Origin of the sequence: Chelativorans sp., assembly GCF_031180965.1 — a bacterium.
In the GTDB taxonomy this organism is placed as follows: Bacteria; Pseudomonadota; Alphaproteobacteria; order Rhizobiales; family Rhizobiaceae; genus Chelativorans.
Genome location: NZ_JAPSLH010000002.1, coordinates 110,482 through 126,386 on the forward strand (window position 1 = coordinate 110,482; position 15,905 = coordinate 126,386).

Genomic DNA, 15,905 nt, shown 5'->3' on the forward strand with positions numbered 1-15,905 from the left:
GGCGGCAAGAGCGGCCACCGCGCTCTAGCTGCGCTTCGCGGCCGCCGTTTCGATGAGCGCCGAGAACAAAGTCGTGGCGACGGGGTCCTCGCCCGGCGCATCCTGCGTCAGCCGGAAGGTGGTGGCCACAAGGCCACCCTTGCCGAAGGGGCGCTCGGCGATCGTCGCCGCCGGTTTATGAATCCAGCCCACCGCCAGTCCGGCATGGATGCGCGTCTCAAATTCCCAGCGGCGGAAGCCGGTCATGACGTGCAGCGGCACCACGCGGTCGAAGGAAAGGTCAAGCAGCGGCCCGCCGGGCAGGCGTGCGAATGCGCCCTGCCGCCTGATCCAGGAGAAGCTGGCGATCCAGTCCCCGCGCCAGATCGTGCCCTCGCGCTGATGCAGTCCGATGCCCGGCTCGCGATGATGTGTCGGTGATGGAATCCCGGGAATCTCGTCCACGACCGGCATGAAGGGCTGCTCTCGCGGCGGCGGATCGGAGCGCAGCGTGCCGTGTGTTTCGACGCTGCCGTCGGCCAGGACCAGGTAGCACGCGCCAAGCCGCATCGCCTCCATGTCGTCCTTGGACAGCGCCCGGGAGACGATCACGTCGGCCGTCTCCGGCGATTTCACGTCAAGCCCGAGCCCCGCCAGATAGTCGGCCAGGGCATGATCGCGCGTTGCCACGCTCGGAAGGCCGATGCTGCTTCTTTTTGGATAAAGCGCAATGTCGACGCAATTGCGCGACAGCTCGTCCCGGCCATGCCGCAGCGTAAGATCGAGCCGGAACATCCGCGCCGAGTCTACTTCCGGCAGCGTCAGCACGATCTCGGCCGCGTCCCCCGTGGAAAGCGGCGGGACGGGAGGCACTGCGACGCTGCCGTGAAGCGCAAGGCCGGCCAGGGACCATTCCAGCCTCGCGCCCTCGGGGACGCCACGGCCGCCCGAGGCTATGCGCGGGGAGAAGCGCAAGGTGCTCCCTGCCCAGTGACCGCGGCGGTCGAGCATGGGCACGATCACCGTGTCCGCGTTGATCTCGCCGAAACGCTCGTGAAACACGCGCGGATTGCGCTCCATGTCGAGCAGGCCGTTCGACTCCCAATGCACGTCGGTGAATTCGGTGATGACATAGCCGGCGATCGATGCATGGGCGCGGATCGTCTCGATCTCGTATTTCAGGTTCTCGAACTGATACCACTGCGCCGCCTCTATGAAATCGTCGAAGGAGGCAAAGACCTTGTCAAGGCCGCAGGCGGAAAAGCGATGCTCGATGCCGTGCGGATAGGCGACGCCATCGCCCCAGTTCTGGCCCGTCTCGAACCACCACGGATCCGTCCCCTCCCGGCGCAGATCGGCCGGGTTGGGCAGACCCCAGACGCCGAACTCGGAGACGACCAGCGGCTCGCGCCCGGTCCGTTCCGCATCGCCATGCGGGCTGAAAGACCAGGCGGGACGGCCGGCGAATTCTTCCGTCAGCCTGTCCCATTCCGCGCGCCGTTCCGGCACCGAGCGGTAGTAGTGGAAATCGTCGATGTCGGTCTTCAGGTGGAAATTCGGGATGCAGGCGGAGTTGTCCACCACGAGCCGCGTGGAATCGGCGGCCTTCAGCCAGTCGAAGGTGGCTTTGAGCCACGCGCGGTGTTCCGGGTTTTCCGTCAGCCGCGTTCCCCAGTCCTCATTGATGATCGTCCAGCAGATGATCGAGGGATGGTTGAAATCGCGCTCCAGAATGCCCTTCATGGTTTCGATCAGCCGCTCGGCTGAAGATTCTGAAAAATGGGCAGCATTCGGGATTTCCGTCCAGACCAGCATGCCCAGCCGGTCGGCCACCTCGTAGTAGCGCGGATCGGGAACCTTGATGTGGCAGCGCAGGCAGTTGAGGCCGAGCTGCTTGGCCTTGCGGAGTTGATCCTCGAGGAACTCAACCGACGGCGGCGTGCAGATGCCGTCGGGATAGTAGTCCTGGTCCAGCGCGCCGCGCAGATAGAGCGGCTCGCCATTGAGGTAGAACCGCCCGTCGCGGGCCTCGAAACTGCGAAAGCCGAAATGGTCGGCGATGCAGTCGACAACGGCGCCGTCGGCGACGAGCTCGGCCCGGCATTGGTAGAGCTCCGGTCGGTCGGGCGACCAAGGGATCGGACTCTGCACCGTCAGAACGATCTTGGTCCCATCGGAGGCGGGCACCTCTGCCTCGGCGACCACTCCGTTCAGGGAGTGAAGGATCTGCAGCCGCAATCTCGCGCCAGCTGGAGCGCCGGCGAGCGCAATTTCGGCTTCCACCCGGCCGGTCAAAAGCTCCGGCGTAAGCTTCATGCGCCGGATATGGCGGGGGTCGCGCGCTTCCAGCCTGACCGATTGCCAGATACCGCCCAGCGGCCCGTACCAGCTCTGCTTGCCATGCGGGATTTCCGCAAAGGAGTAGTTCGGATCGGTACTGCTGCCGCCTTCGGGCAGGGTAGCCCATACTTCGAGCCGGTTCTTCTCGCGCAGGAGATGCCCGGGAACGACCACCTCGAAGGGGAGATAGCCACCCTCATGCCGGCCGATCTCCTCCCCGTTCCAGAAGACGACAGCAAGGTCACTGACGGCGCCGAAGAGGAGGGCCACTTCGCGCTCGCGCCATGCGGCTGGAATTTGCACCGAACGGGTATAGACGCCCGTGCCAGCCGCCCAGCGCAGATCGTCGAATTGCGCCTGCCATGGCCCCGGCACCGTGGCCGTGCGTGCCTCCCCGTCGCCCCAGCGGAATTCCCATGGTCCGTCAAGCGAAAGACTGGAACGCACTTGGGCCGTTTCCTCGAAGATCGGCATCGCAGAAAGTCACCATCGGTTGTCGGTAAGAGGAACACCCGCCGGGGCTCGGGAGGAGGTCGGCCCCGGCGGGCTGGTGCATGATCCCGAAGGTCAAGCCTCGCCTGGACGAGGGCTGTGCGGCCTTCGAGAAGGACCATGCTCTTAAAACATGCGGACCCGCATCAACGCTGGGAGCGCCGCAGCGTCTGTTCCACGCGCCGCTGCATGCTGGGCAGCACATCATCGACCGACTTTCCGGCCAGCCAGATGGAGCTCAGCTCGCTCACCATGATGTCCTGTATCGCCCGCTGGCCGGGAATGGCCGGCAGCGCGCGGGCGATCTGCGACGTCTCGGCGTAGTTCGAGCGTTGCGGCAACGCGTTGAACTGCTCCGATTCCAGGACCGAGGTGCGGACGGCAAGATGCCCGGTGCGCGCCCAGTCGTAATTGTGTTCGTTGAGGAAGGCGAGGAAGGCGAGCGCGGCCTTCTGCTCCTCGTCCGAGCGGCTCTGGTCGACCGGCATCACCCACAGATGGCTGTCGGACCACACCGCGTCCTGGCTGAACAGGTTGGGCAGATTGGCGACGCGGTAATTCTTCAGGCCCGCCTCACCGCCTTCGGCCTGGGTGGAATAGGAATCCACCACCCAGGTGCCGTTGATCAGGATCGCGACATCTCCGGCAAGGAATGCCTGTTCGGCGGCCGCATAGTCGTGACGGGAATTGATGTGGCCCTCGCTATAGAGCGTCGCCAGAAGCTCCGCTGCGGCGCGGCCGGCGTCCGAATCGAGATTTGCGGCCGAGCCGTCCGCGGCGATGACATCCTGCCCCTGCTGCCAAACCCAAGTATTGAAGAGACGAACGGGCATGAATTCCGAGGCGCCCGATTCCATGGCGAAATAGTTCTTCCCGGTCCGTTCCTTCATCTGCTTTGCATGCTGCAGGAGCTCTTCGGGGCTCGAAGGCAGGACCGGCTGCCCATTCTGGACAAGTCCCGCCTGCTCCATCAGGTCCATGTTGATGTGAAAGAGCAGCGCATGCAGATCAAAGGGCAGACCGTAAACCGTTTCCCCCACCGTCACCGCCTCAAGCGCAGCGGGCGCAAAGTCCTTTGTGTCCACCCCCACCTCGGCAAACCCCTCCGCAAGAGGCTCGACGAGGTTGCGGGTGGTGAAATTGGGCAGGACGCTCCGGTGCATCACCGCGATGTCGGGAATGCTGCCGGTCGAATAGGTGGCGGAGAGCTGGTCGTAATAGGTGCCCCAATCCACGGTCTGCGTGTTCACCGTGGCGCCGAGATCGTTCTCCGCGTTGAACTTGTTGGTGAGCACCTGGATAATGCCGCATTCGCCGACCGCTTTATCGAGTTCGGTGACATTGCCGTACTCGTTGGCGCAATCGCCGAAAAAGCGGATCAGGTTCAGCTCCACGCTGTGCGCCGGAGCGGCGTGGCCGAGGGCCAGCACCGTCCCGGTGAGTAGGGCGGCAAGAAAACTGTTTCGCATTTGGGTGTCTCCTTCCTGTTGCGCCGGCAGGGCCGGGCCTTGATTGCTTCGCGAGCCTCGCGGAGCCGAGGGTGCGGCATTCTTCGGCCGCGATAGAGGTCACCGGGTCGAGCCCATGGCAACGCCCCGCACGATGTATCTTTGAAAAATTAGGTAGATCAGAACGACCGGCAGGCTGGCAAAAACGGCCGAGGCCATTACCGAGCCGAGCCCCTGGGTTTGGGCAAAATTCCCCTGGATTGAGGCGAGGCCGACGGTCACCGTGTACATGTCGGTCTCGGTGGCCGAGACAAGCGGCCACAGGAAATCGTTCCAGGCATGCAGGAAGGTGAAGAGCCCTAGCGTGGTCAGCGCCGGCAAGGACAGCGGCAGCATGATCTTCCAGAAGACGGTGAAGCGGCTTGCATTGTCGAGTTCGGCCGCCTCCTCCAGCTCGCGCGGCACGGCCCTGAAGAACTGCGTCATCAGGAACACGCCGATCGGCACGGCCACGCGCGGCATTGTGAGCGCCACATGTGTGTTGTGCATGCCCCAATCGGCGAACATGGTGTGAAGCGGAATGAACACCGCCTGCTCGGGCACCATGAGGCCCGCCAGCACCAGGATGAAGATGATCCGCTTGCCTGGGAAGTCGAGGCGCGCAAATGCATAGCCCGCGAGCGAGGAGACGATCAGCGTCAGCAGGGTCATCGCCACGGCAACAATCAGGCTGTTGATCAGCCAGTTTGGCACCGCCGAGACCTGCAGCAAGTCGGTAAAGTTCTGCAGCGTGAAGGGGATGGGCAGGAAACCCGCCGTTGAGCGCATCAGGACTGCGTTCGGCTTCAGCGACATGACCACGATCCAGATCACCGGGATCAGCCACATGGCGGCCATGAGAATGAGGAGGACCAGGACGAGCCGGTCGAGCCAGGGATTTTGCACTTGAACCGTCGCGTCGCGGCTCATCGCTCAATCCTCCCGCCGCCCGATATAGAGCTGCAGCATGGAAACGAAGAACATCAGCACAAAGAGCAGCATGGCCATTGCGGAGGCATAGCCCACCTGCCAGTCGCGGAAAGCCGTGTGGTAGATGTTCTGCACCAGCGTGCGCGTGCGGTCCGCCGGGCCGCCCTGGGTCATGAGGAGCGCCTGTCCAAAGACCTGGAACTGCAGCACGATCTGCAGGACGATGACGAGGATGACCGTGCGGTGGATCGCCGGCAGCGTGATCTTCCGCAGCACCGTCCACCGCGAGGCATTGTCGAGCTCCGCCGCCTCGTATAGCTCCCCGGGAATCTGCTGCAGCCCAGCGATGAACAGGGCCATTGGCAGGCCGACACTCCACCACAGCGTCGCTACCACCATGGAAGGCATGGCCCAGAAAGGGTGTCCCAGAAAATCGATCGGTGCGATGCCGAGCGAGCGCAGGAGATGCGCAATCAGCCCGCGCTCACCATTCAGCACCATCTGCCAGATCAGCGTGACCACGCTGACGGAGAAGACGCTGGAGGCAAAGAAGATGCCGCGCAGGATGCCATGCGTGCGCGTGCGCCGGCTGACGCCGAGCGCGAGCGCCAAAGACAGGACTGTCATGGCCGGGACGGTAAGCGCCACGAAGGTGAGCGTGTTGCGCACGGTCAGCCAGAAGATCGGGTCGTACCAAAGGTCCTCGTAATTCAGAAAGCCGATATATTCGCGGTAGCTGCCGACAAGCTCCCAATCGTGCAGGCTGATCCAGAAGCCTTTGAACAGCGGGTAGACGAGGAAGACGAGATAGACGAGCAGGAACGGCGCGAGGAAGAGATAGGCCGCCCAGGCCTCGCGTCGGCCCGTGACGGTCTCGCGCCGCTCTGCAAGCGAGGATGAGGCGGTGGCGGTAATCGTCACGGAACGCTCCTTGGGATCACGTCGCCGCGGCCGTCGAAAAGATGCGCCGCGGCGGGGGCGACCGCGAGCCGCACGGTCTCTCCGACATGCGCGGGGCAATCGCCGCTTTCTTCCGCCACCACCTGCGCTCGCCCGCCCAGATCGACATAGATCAGCGTCGAATTGCCGAGCTGTTCAACCACATCCACGCGGCCGGTAAGCACGCCCGAGCCGTTCGCCGCCAGCTTCAGATGTTCAGGCCGTATGCCCACGGTCACCGGTCCGGGATCGATCCGGCTGCTCACGGGCACGGACAATGGCGCGCCGTGGCCCACATCCACCAGCACCCGGCCCTCCCCCACCTCGCCGATACGGCCTTCGAGGAAGTTCATCTTCGGACTTCCGAGGAAGCCGGCGACAAAGAGGTTTTTGGGGTTGCGGTAAAGATCGAGCGGAGCGCCGACCTGTTCGATATGGCCCTCGCGCATCACGACGATCCGGTCGGCCATGGTCATGGCCTCCACCTGGTCGTGGGTGACATAGATCATGGTTGCGCCGATCGTCTGGTGCAGCCGCGCCAGTTCGGTCCTCATCTGCACGCGCAACGCCGCGTCGAGATTGGACAGCGGCTCGTCGAAGAGGAAGGCTTTCGGCTTCCGCACGATCGCGCGGCCGATAGCAACGCGCTGCCGCTGGCCGCCGGACATCTCGCGCGGCTTCCTGTCGAGCAGCGCCTCGATCTGCAGGATCCGCGCTGCCTCGGCGACACGGGCGTCGATCTCCGCCTTGGGCGTGCCGATGTTCTTGAGACCGAACCCCATATTCTCGGCGACCGTCATGTGCGGATAAAGCGCGTAGTTCTGGAATACCATGGAGATACCGCGATGGCGCGCAGGCGTCTCGTTGACGCGCTCGCCGCCGATCAGAATCTCGCCGCTGGTGATCGATTCTAGGCCGGCGATCATGCGCAGGAGGGTGGACTTGCCGCAGCCCGACGGCCCGACGAAGACGACGAACTCACCCTCCTCGATGTGCAGCGAAGCACCATGGAGCGCCTGGAAATCTCCATAGCGCTTGGTGACATCTCTCAGCACCACGCTTGCCATCGCTCCTCCTCCCTGATGAGGCGATGCGCCCTAGGCTCTGTTGCTAAAAATATTGCTTATAATATTATCAGCCGTCAAGCGGAGTTTGCGCACGGCATTTGCGCCCGGCGATTTGCGGCCGGGGCGGTGATCCGCTAAGCCGGCGCTGCAAAGAGCGGGACGCGGGTTTGAGCTCCACCGGAAAGCGGCCGACTATGATCGATGTAGCCAGGCACGCCGGCGTGTCGCAGGCGACGGTCTCGCTCGTGCTTAATCACGTGCCCAATACGAGAATTGCGGCCGAGACGAGAAGGCGCGTGGTGGCCGCGGCGGAGGAACTCGGCTATCGCAAGCAGCCCCTCCACGCGCCCCTCGACCATAATGTACCGGTAATCGGGCTGCTGATCGACGAGCTCACCTCGACGCCCTTCGCCGCGCCGTTCCTCGAAGGTGCGCGCGATGAAGCCGCGCAGGCCGACTGCGTCGTCGCGACCTTCTCCACGCGCGGCGATCAGAGCCTCGAGGACGCAGCCCTCGACGTTCTGATGGGGCGGCGCCTGGTGGGAATCCTTTATACGACTCTTCTGACGCGGCCCGCCGAGCCGCCGGAGCGGCTGCGGGGCATTCCGACCGTCCTGCTCAACTGCTATGACAAGGACGGCTTCTATCCTTCAGTCGTGCCGGGCGATGTGGCCGGCGGACATGCGGCGACGGAAGCGCTCTTGCGCGCCGGCCATCGGCGGATTGCCCATATCGGTGGCGAATCGTGGATCGAGGCGAGCGGCGACCGCATTCACGGCTACCGGCAGGCGCTTGCCACCTGGGACGTTCCCTTCGATCCCGAGCTGCTTCGCCCGGGCGGCTGGACGCTGCCGAGCGGCCGCAGCACGACGCGCGAATTGCTCGCGATGAAAAATCCTCCCACTGCGATCTTCTGCTTTAACGACCGCATGGCATGGGGGGCTTATGAGGCGATCCGCGAGCGGGGCCTGCGCATCCCGCTGGATGTCTCCGTGGTCGGCTTCGACGACGAGGAGCTGTCGAGCTATCTGGATCCGCCGCTCACCACCGTGGACCTGCCGCACGATGCGATGGCGCGCTGGGCCGTCGGCCAGCTCCTTGACAACAAGGAGGCGCTGACCGCGCGCCGCAAATGGCGCAAATACAAGATGGAATGCGCGCTGGTCGAGCGCGCATCCGTCGGCACATGGGTGGGCGTGCCAGCCTAGTGGCTTAGCGCGAAGAAGGTTTTTCGCTCCGCGCCTTGGCGGCCGCAGCGTCCCAGTTCTGGAAGGGCCGGCGGAAGGTCGGCAGCCGGTCCTTCGCCTCCGGCAGCTTCCCGAAGGGCTTGTGCGGCTCGGCCTGGTACCAGAAGGCGACGGAGGAGATGTCATCGGAGCGGCGGTTGGCATGACCGTGCTCGATCGTCACCCGGATGTTCTTGCGGAAGACCACCGGGTCCTCGATGTGCCAGCGGTAAAGGGTGACCGGCTCCGTCCAGTTCGGCCCGCCCGCGGCGATGATGCCGTGATAGGGGCCGCTATAGTCCTGCGTCGGACACCAGGCGGTGTTGAAGTAATCTTCCGTACCGGTGCCGTGCAGGGTGGGTGGCCAAGCGTCATTGGCGCCGGGACGGCTTTCCGGACGATCCTCGACGAGCGCCGCACGCTGCCCGATGCGAGGATCGGGCTTGCGGACCGTATCGGGCACGGAAAGGCCCGGCTCGCCATCGATGAAGATCATGTCGTCGCCTTCGCCATACCAATCCCATTCGGCGGAGCGCCTCCGGGAATAGACGCTGTAGAGCACGCCGACATAGTGGCCATGCCCCTCCGCCTCGAGGATCGTGTAGTTCGTCCGGCCATCGACATTCTCGCCGCCGAACAGATACTGCTCGTTGGTGAGCCCGGTCTCCGGCGTGCCCTCCGGGCACTCCTGGCGGTATTGCGCATGGAAGCGGCCCAGCCCGTCCTCGAGCTGTTCGTGCAATTCCAGGTCGACATAGTAGTAGAAGAGCAGGTCGTCCTCGGCGTCGTTGGTGACCGTGATCTTCATGTGCGAGCCGAAGGGCATTGGAAAATAGCAATTGAACGCTTTACCGTCCTCAGGACTCGCCTGCACCGGCAGGCTGGAGAAATTGCGCGTCCGCGCATGGCCCATGCCGAAGAAGTCGCCGATCGGGGTCTCGACGCTCGGGTTGTCCTCTCCGTCCCAATAGGCCCTGAGCACGATCTTGCGCAGGAAATCCTCGCTCTTGCAGGCGAGCGTCGCCCAGATATGCGTCACGATTCCCGCGCCGTGGTACTCGGCAATAGTCACCGTCTGGCCAGGCTCGATATGCAGCCGGTCGTCATTGCCGCCGGTGCGGTCATAGCTGGAAAAGCGGCGGGTCTTCACCTCCCGCAGTTTCGCAAGTCCCCGGAGCGGCGACAGGCCGGCATTGGTCATCGGTTTCTCCTTGAATGGGTGGGTCATTTGAGGCCGCTGGTCTTGATGGAATCCATGATCTGCCGCTGGAAGATCAGGAACAGGATGAGCATCGGCAGCGCGACGATGGTGGACGCCGCCATCATATAGTTCCATGAAGCCGAGTACTGGCTCTTGAAGTTGGCTATGCCGACCTGCACGACCCAGAGATCAGGGCTGGAGGTGATGGTGAGCGGCCAGAGGAAGGAGTTCCAGTTGGCGAGGAAGAAGAGGATGGTGAGCGCCGAGAGGATCGGCCGGCTGAGCGGCAGGATCACGCTCCAATAGATGCGCCAGTAGCCTGCGCCGTCGATCACGGCCGCTTCCTCCAGCTCGCGCGGCAGCGAGAGGTAGTATTGGCGCAGGAGGAAGATGCCGAAGGCGTTGAAGATCGCCGGCACGATCAGGCCGGCATAGGAATCCAGCATGCCCAGCGCTTTGACCACCAGGAACAGCGGCACGATGATGACCGGCAGCGAAACGAGCAGCGTAGAGAAGATGGCGAGGAAGATCGCCTCCCGGCCGGGAAAGCGCAGCCGTGCCAGCGCATAGCCTGCCATCGAGTGGAAGAACAGAGCCACGACGGTCACGGCAGCCGAGACGAAGAGGCTGTTGGCCATGTAGCGCACAAAGGGCACGCCCGTGAGAACATAGATGAAGTTCTCGATCGTCGGCCTCGTCGGGATGAGACTCGGCGAGAAGGACTCGGCCGGCGTCTTGAAGGCGATCGACACCATCCAGAGGAGCGGAAAGAGCGTCATCGCCGCAAGGATTGCGGCAACGGTCATCCAGATGAAACGGAGGATGATGGCCTGAGAGGACGCGGGACGGCTACTCATGCTCGAACCGCCCGCCGCGGGTGAGGAGAAACAGGACAGCCGTCAAGAGCATCAGCGTGATCACAAGGATGGACGCCATCGCGGCGGCATAGCCGAAGGCGCCGAATCCGAAAGCCTGCTGGTAGATGTAGAGGATCAGCACCGAGGTGGCATTGGCGGGCCCGCCCTTTGTCATGACATAGATGATGTCGAAGGCCTGGGCGCCCGCGACGGCCGCAACCATCGAGACCATCAGCACGAAGAAGCTCGTGGGCTTCAGGAGCGGCAGCGTGATGTGCCAGAACCGCTGTAGCGGCCCCGCGCCGTCGATCTCGGCGGCCTCGTAATATTGCGCCGGAATATCCTGCAGCCCGCCCAGGAAGATGAGCATATAGTAGCCCATCAGGAACCAGAGGCTGACCGCCACGACCGCGACGAGCGCGAAGCTTGGATTGCCGAGCAGCGATACGCCGGTCAGTCCCAGCGCCGACAGAGCGCGGCTGAGAACGCCGATCTTGTCCACCGCCATCAGCTGCCAGACCAGTGCGACCACCACGAGGCTGACGATATGCGGCGCGAAGAACATCGACCGCATGACCGCGTTGAAGCGGTTCGTCTTCTGCACGAGGAGCGCGAGACCAAGCCCGAAGACATAAAGCAACGGCACCAGCATGATCGCATAGAGCGCCGTCACCTTGGCGGAAGACCAGAAGAGCGGGTCCTTCATCATGCGCGCATAGTTCGCGAGCCCCACGAAGCGGTAGGAGCCGAACCCGTCCACCTCGAAGAAGCCGATGACGAGCGAGAGCACCATGGGCACGCCCAGGAAGACGAAAAGGCCGAGCGCATCGGGCAGGACAAAGAGATATCCCGCCAGCCACTCGCGATGTTTGGTGGACAGGCCCCGGCGTTCCGCCGCGTAGCCCATCTCCGCAACCTGATCAGTCATGACCGCCCTTTCGGCCCAGGTCCGCAAGCGGGCCTGATTTGGGTGGGCGGCCGAGCCCGAAGGAGACGGCCGCCCGGGAGGAATTATAGGATGGGCGCTCCGCTATAGGAGGCGAGGAAGGCATCGAGCTGCTGCGAGGCCGCCGTCGCGGTCGCCTGCGGGTCGGCGCCGCCCAGTTGCGTCTGCTGGATCGCGTCGGAGATGATCTTGTAGACCTCTGGTGGTACGCGCGGCTCGGCCCGCGTGCCCGGATGGATCTCCTTGGAGAACACGCCCATGATGCCCTGGTTGAAAGCGTCGCCGCCCGCCTGAAGCGCACTGTTGCGCGGCGGCATGTCGGATTTCGCCTTGGTGCACCAGGTCACGACCCGGTCGATCGAGTCTTGCTCCATGGAAGCCAATGCCCAGGCACAGAATTCCGCCGCAGCATCGGGGTTCTTGCCCTTTGCATTCGCGACGAACGCCCAGCCGCCGCCCACGGTGACATATTTGCCGTTGGGCGGCGTGGGCAGCCGGAACACGCCGAAGGGCACATCCGGCGCATTGTTGGTGAGCTGCGAGATCGCCCATATGCCGACATTCTGCATGGCGCAGTAGCCGGACCCGAGGTTGGCCGTGGCGTCATTCGCGCCGTTGCCCAGCACCTGCCGCGGGGCCGCGCCGCTGTTGATCGCGTCCTGCCAGAATTTCAGCGCCTGCACGGTGGCGGGGGAATCGAAGGCGCTCTTGCCGTCGACGGTCTGGAACTCGCCCCCGCCCTGCCACAGGAAGGGGTACCAGGTGAAGTTCTGGTAGTAACCGGGCGTGGTCTCGAAGAGCACCCCGTAGCGCTCCGGCGTCGTCAGCTTTTGGGCGACTTCGAGCAGTTCCTCCCAGGTCTTCGGCACGTCGTTCTCGTTGAGGCCCGCCTCCTCGAATGCCTTGATGGAATAGTACATGGCCATCGGCTCGACCTCCATCGGGATGCCGTAGATCTTGCCGTCGACCATGCGGTTGGCGATCACGCTCTCCGGGAAGTCGGCGCGCGCCGCCTCGTCGATGAAGGGTGTGAGGTCGTGCAGCACACCGCCATTGTAGTAGCGCAGGAAATCCCCGGGCGAGATGATGAAGATGTCCGGGCCCGTCCCCGACGCGAAGGAGGTCGCGAGCTTGGTGCCGTTGATGTATTCGGAGTTCGGCACATAGACGAGCTCGATCTTCTGCTCGTGCCCGTCGTTCCAATCGGCAATCGCTTTCTCGAACCATTCGACCTGCGGCGCCACCTGCCCGCCCGGCGCATAGAACTGCCAGAACTGCAGGGGTGCATCCTGGGCGCGCAGCGCCATCCGGTTGATGAAGGGGAAACCGGTAAGGCCGCCGGCGGTCAGCGCAGCGCCGCCGGCCAGGAGCTTGCGCCGGCTGAGGCCGGCACCTTGATTTGCGTTCTTGCTGAAACTGTCGGTCATCAGATCCTCCCTGACCACGCTTGTTGATCCCTGGCGGCGGGTCTCCTCCCGCCGCATTTTGCTTTCGCCCCGCCTCAGGCCGTGTCGAACTCCCGCAGGAAGCACGGCACCACCTCGCTGCGCGGCGGGCCGTCATACCTGCCGCCGAGCCGTTCGAGCAGCATCTCCGTCGCGCGCTTGGCAAGCGCAGCCGGACTGTTGCCGACCCGGGTGAGTTTCGGTCGCACATATTCGAGCTGCTGCTGATCGCCGAAGACGGCAACCGCGATATCCTGCGGCACGCGGAGACCGCGGTCGTAGAATTCGGCAAGGGCCCCGGACGCCATGAGATAGTTGGCGAAGAAGATGGCCGAGGGCAGGTTTCCGCCATGCTTCTCCAGCAACCAGATCGCCGCCTCGCGGCCGGAAGGCGCAAGATAGCTGCCTTCGAAGCGCAGGTCCCTCGCGACCGGCGCGCCGTGATCGGCAAGGCCCCGCTCGAACCCATCCGCGCGCGCCATCGCCTCCTGGAAAAAGGATGGGCCGGTCACGTTGGCCACCCGCCGATGGCCCTTCTTCGCGAGATACGCGCCCATCTGGTATCCACCGCCAAAATCGTCGATCTTGACGCTGTCCACTGCCTGGTTCGGCAGGTCGCCGATAAAGACCGTCGGCGTATCGATGCCGATCAGGTGATCGTGCATGCCGTGCAGAGCGAAGTCGCCGACAATCAGGCCGTCGACGCGCTTGCGGCCGATCTGGCGCAGATATTCTCGGCCATGTTCCTCGGACCGTCCGCCGGGGACGTCCGTGTTGAAGATGAGCATGTCGAGCCCGACCGCCTCGAGCTCCGACTGGGCGGTCTTCACCAGTTCCGGATAGAACGGGTTGCGGATGTCGGGGATAAGCATCGCAATGATGTTGGTGCGCCCCGTGCGCAGGCTCTGGGCCTGTGGGTTCGGCGCATAGCCGAGTTCATCGATCGCTTTTTGCACGCGCTCGCGCAGCGACTTCGAGACGCGGTCCGCATGGTTGATCACATGCGACACCGTAGTCCGTGAAACGCCTGCTCGCTCGGCCACCTGTGCGATCGTGCTCATAAATGCAGCTTAGCGCCGCACAAATGCATTTGCAAATCGATTTGCACTCTCACGCCTGGCCTAGGGCGGCTCGCTGAGGTTTGCGGCGGAAGTGGCGCAGCCTAGCGGGGTGTGCCGACCGCGGTCGTGCTAAAGACCAGTACCAAGCTCGGGCGAAGTCTGGTCCCCGGCCGGGCCCGCAGCGCCGGTGATGGCTGCGCCTGCGGCGCCTTCGATGGCTGCGGCGCTGCAGGGCACCAGCGCGGCAGGTTCGAAGGGCCCGCCTTCCACAAGCACAGCGCCGGCCGATTGTGCCTGCGATATGCGCAGCTGGTACTGCGCGGCTTCGCCCTCGGCCGAGCATATCGCGCCGATCTGGTATACGCCTTCAGAATTCACGATCTGCTGGAAGCCGCAAAAGGCGTGGGCGGGCGTTGATAGACCCGTCTGCGTGATTTCCCATCTCGCGCTCGGGCACAGCGCCTCATTGGCTGCCCATCTGCCCACATAGAACGGCTTCGGCCGTCCCTCCACCAGACCTTCCGAGACAGAGAGGACCTCCTGGACGCTCGGCTCGGACGCAGCTCCGCAGCCGCCCAGCAGAACACCTCCAAGAATTATAAGCGCAAGTCGCATCCAAATTCCCCGATGAGAAGGTAACCGATAATGGAGAGCGGGCGCGTCCGCCGCAGCGTCGATGCGCCCGCCCTCCCCTTCGGAACAAGCTTTTAATCGAGCGGTTAGCGGATAGCTATGGAAAAGCTTCTCGGAAAAGGCATGGCCCTCGCCCCTTCGCCATCACCTCGTCGGATGCGGCGCGGCAGGTGGGGCCGGCAGATCCGCTGCCGGAGAGAACCTCTCACGGAAAGCCTCTCCGGCCGAAAGTGTGCCGTCCAATGAGCCGCTCGGCCGAGCTCCCGTCAGATGACGGCCGCGGGCGCGATGCGCGCTGGCCCTCCCAGATCCCCGGCCGCGGATGGAAGGACGTGCTGTGGCGTGTCTGGTATCAAATCGGTGAGGATCGGGTATTGCTGGTCGCGGCCGGGGTCACATTCTACCTTCTCCTCGCCCTCTTCCCAGCTCTTGCAGCCTTCGTTTCGATCTACGGCTTCGTGGCCGATCCCGTCACTGTGGCCGACCACGTCGCCTATCTCGGCGGCCTGCTCCCAACGCCGGCCATCGAAATCATCCGTCAGCAGCTCCAGGCGCTTGCGACCGAAGACGACCGCTCCCTCCGCTGGGGTTTCCTTCTTGGCCTGGCAATCGCCATCTGGAGCGCCAATGGCGGTGTCAAGGCGCTCTTCGAGGCGATGAACATCGCCTATGACGAGAACGAGAAGCGCGGTTTTTTCCGGCTCAATCTGCTGTCGATCTGCTTCACCCTCTGCGCGATCCTGATCGGGATCATGCTGATACTGGCGGTTGGGGTGGTGCCCGCGGTTCTCGCATTGCTCCATCTCGGTGCTTGGTCAGAGACGCTGATATCGCTCTTCCGCTGGCCCGTCCTTCTGCTTGCGATCATCACGGGAATCTCCTTGCTCTATCGCTTTGGCCCGAGCCGGGCCCACGCAAAGTGGCGCTGGCTTACCTGGGGCTCCACGATCGCCGCACTGGTCTGGATCGCCGCTTCCTCAGCATTCTCCTTCTATCTGCAGAATTTTGCCGACTACAACGCCACCTATGGCTCGTTGGGCGCCGTCATAGGACTGATGATGTGGACCTGGATTTCAGTGTCGATCCTGATCGTCGGGGCCGAGCTGAATGCCGAGATCGAGCACCAGACCGCCATCGACTCCACCACCGGTCCTGCTCAGCCGATGGGCGAGCGGGGGGCGATGGTTGCGGACACGCTCGGAAAACCTGCTGATTCTTGAGTGCGTTGCTCGTCACACGAAGCCGAGCGTCGGGGGCTTCCGGCGCCGGGCCGGCTTCAGACTCTTTGCCGAGGTTCGGAAC

Annotated in this window: 13 protein-coding genes; 2 read left to right on the forward strand and 11 right to left on the reverse strand. The window is 63.9% G+C overall.

Annotation, left to right across the window (positions count from 1 at the left end; all coding sequences use genetic code 11):
- Positions 1-24: 24 nt before the first annotated feature.
- The 5 genes from RIN79_RS01990 to RIN79_RS02010 form a co-directional block, all read right to left on the reverse strand.
- The gene (locus RIN79_RS01990) at positions 25-2,766 is read right to left on the reverse strand and encodes a glycoside hydrolase family 2 TIM barrel-domain containing protein (RefSeq protein ID WP_309082935.1); all 2,742 of its coding nucleotides are present in this window, start codon (positions 2,764-2,766) and stop codon (positions 25-27) included.
- Positions 2,767-2,957: 191 nt separating this feature from the next.
- On the reverse strand, positions 2,958-4,280 hold the full coding sequence (locus RIN79_RS01995) for an extracellular solute-binding protein (protein WP_309082936.1): 1,323 nt from the start codon (positions 4,278-4,280) through the stop codon (positions 2,958-2,960).
- 99 nt (positions 4,281-4,379) lie between these two features.
- Positions 4,380-5,228, reverse strand: a complete 849-nt coding sequence (locus RIN79_RS02000) for a carbohydrate ABC transporter permease (RefSeq protein ID WP_309082937.1) — start codon at positions 5,226-5,228, stop codon at positions 4,380-4,382.
- A gap of 3 nt (positions 5,229-5,231) precedes the next feature.
- Positions 5,232-6,149 (reverse strand): sugar ABC transporter permease, encoded by a 918-nt coding sequence (locus RIN79_RS02005; protein WP_309082938.1) that lies wholly within the window; start codon positions 6,147-6,149, stop codon positions 5,232-5,234.
- On the reverse strand, positions 6,146-7,234 hold the full coding sequence (locus tag RIN79_RS02010; protein WP_309082939.1) for a sn-glycerol-3-phosphate ABC transporter ATP-binding protein UgpC: 1,089 nt from the start codon (positions 7,232-7,234) through the stop codon (positions 6,146-6,148). Before RIN79_RS02010 ends, RIN79_RS02005 begins: the two co-directional genes overlap by 4 nt.
- 194 nt (positions 7,235-7,428) lie before the next feature.
- On the opposite strand from RIN79_RS02010, the gene RIN79_RS02015 reads away from it, so the two are divergent.
- The gene (locus tag RIN79_RS02015) at positions 7,429-8,442 is read left to right on the forward strand and encodes a LacI family DNA-binding transcriptional regulator (protein ID WP_309082940.1); all 1,014 of its coding nucleotides are present in this window, start codon (positions 7,429-7,431) and stop codon (positions 8,440-8,442) included.
- A 4-nt stretch (positions 8,443-8,446) separates the two neighbouring features.
- Here RIN79_RS02015 and RIN79_RS02020 read toward each other — a convergent pair whose 3' ends face one another.
- The 6 genes from RIN79_RS02020 to RIN79_RS02045 all read right to left on the reverse strand — a co-directional run bounded on the left by RIN79_RS02020 (position 8,447) and on the right by RIN79_RS02045 (position 14,585).
- A complete protein-coding gene (locus tag RIN79_RS02020) occupies positions 8,447-9,661 on the reverse strand; it encodes a DUF2961 domain-containing protein (protein WP_309082941.1) in 1,215 nt (404 codons plus the stop codon).
- Between the two features lie 23 nt (positions 9,662-9,684).
- On the reverse strand, positions 9,685-10,518 hold the full coding sequence (locus tag RIN79_RS02025) for a carbohydrate ABC transporter permease (RefSeq protein WP_309082942.1): 834 nt from the start codon (positions 10,516-10,518) through the stop codon (positions 9,685-9,687).
- Positions 10,511-11,446: a sugar ABC transporter permease gene (locus RIN79_RS02030; protein WP_309082943.1), complete on the reverse strand. Its 936-nt coding sequence runs from the start codon at positions 11,444-11,446 to the stop codon at positions 10,511-10,513. The genes RIN79_RS02025 and RIN79_RS02030 overlap by 8 nt, the downstream gene beginning before the upstream one ends.
- A gap of 83 nt (positions 11,447-11,529) precedes the next feature.
- Positions 11,530-12,891, reverse strand: coding sequence for a sugar ABC transporter substrate-binding protein (locus RIN79_RS02035; RefSeq protein WP_309082944.1), 1,362 nt, complete (start codon positions 12,889-12,891; stop codon positions 11,530-11,532).
- A gap of 74 nt (positions 12,892-12,965) precedes the next feature.
- Positions 12,966-13,970 (reverse strand): LacI family DNA-binding transcriptional regulator, encoded by a 1,005-nt coding sequence (locus RIN79_RS02040; RefSeq protein ID WP_309082945.1) that lies wholly within the window; start codon positions 13,968-13,970, stop codon positions 12,966-12,968.
- Positions 13,971-14,099: 129 nt separating this feature from the next.
- On the reverse strand, positions 14,100-14,585 hold the full coding sequence (locus RIN79_RS02045; protein WP_309082946.1) for a hypothetical protein: 486 nt from the start codon (positions 14,583-14,585) through the stop codon (positions 14,100-14,102).
- A 260-nt stretch (positions 14,586-14,845) separates the two neighbouring features.
- Between RIN79_RS02045 and RIN79_RS02050 the strand changes: the two genes are divergently transcribed.
- Positions 14,846-15,823 (forward strand): YihY/virulence factor BrkB family protein, encoded by a 978-nt coding sequence (locus tag RIN79_RS02050; protein ID WP_309082947.1) that lies wholly within the window; start codon positions 14,846-14,848, stop codon positions 15,821-15,823.
- The last annotated feature ends 82 nt before the right edge of the window (positions 15,824-15,905 follow it).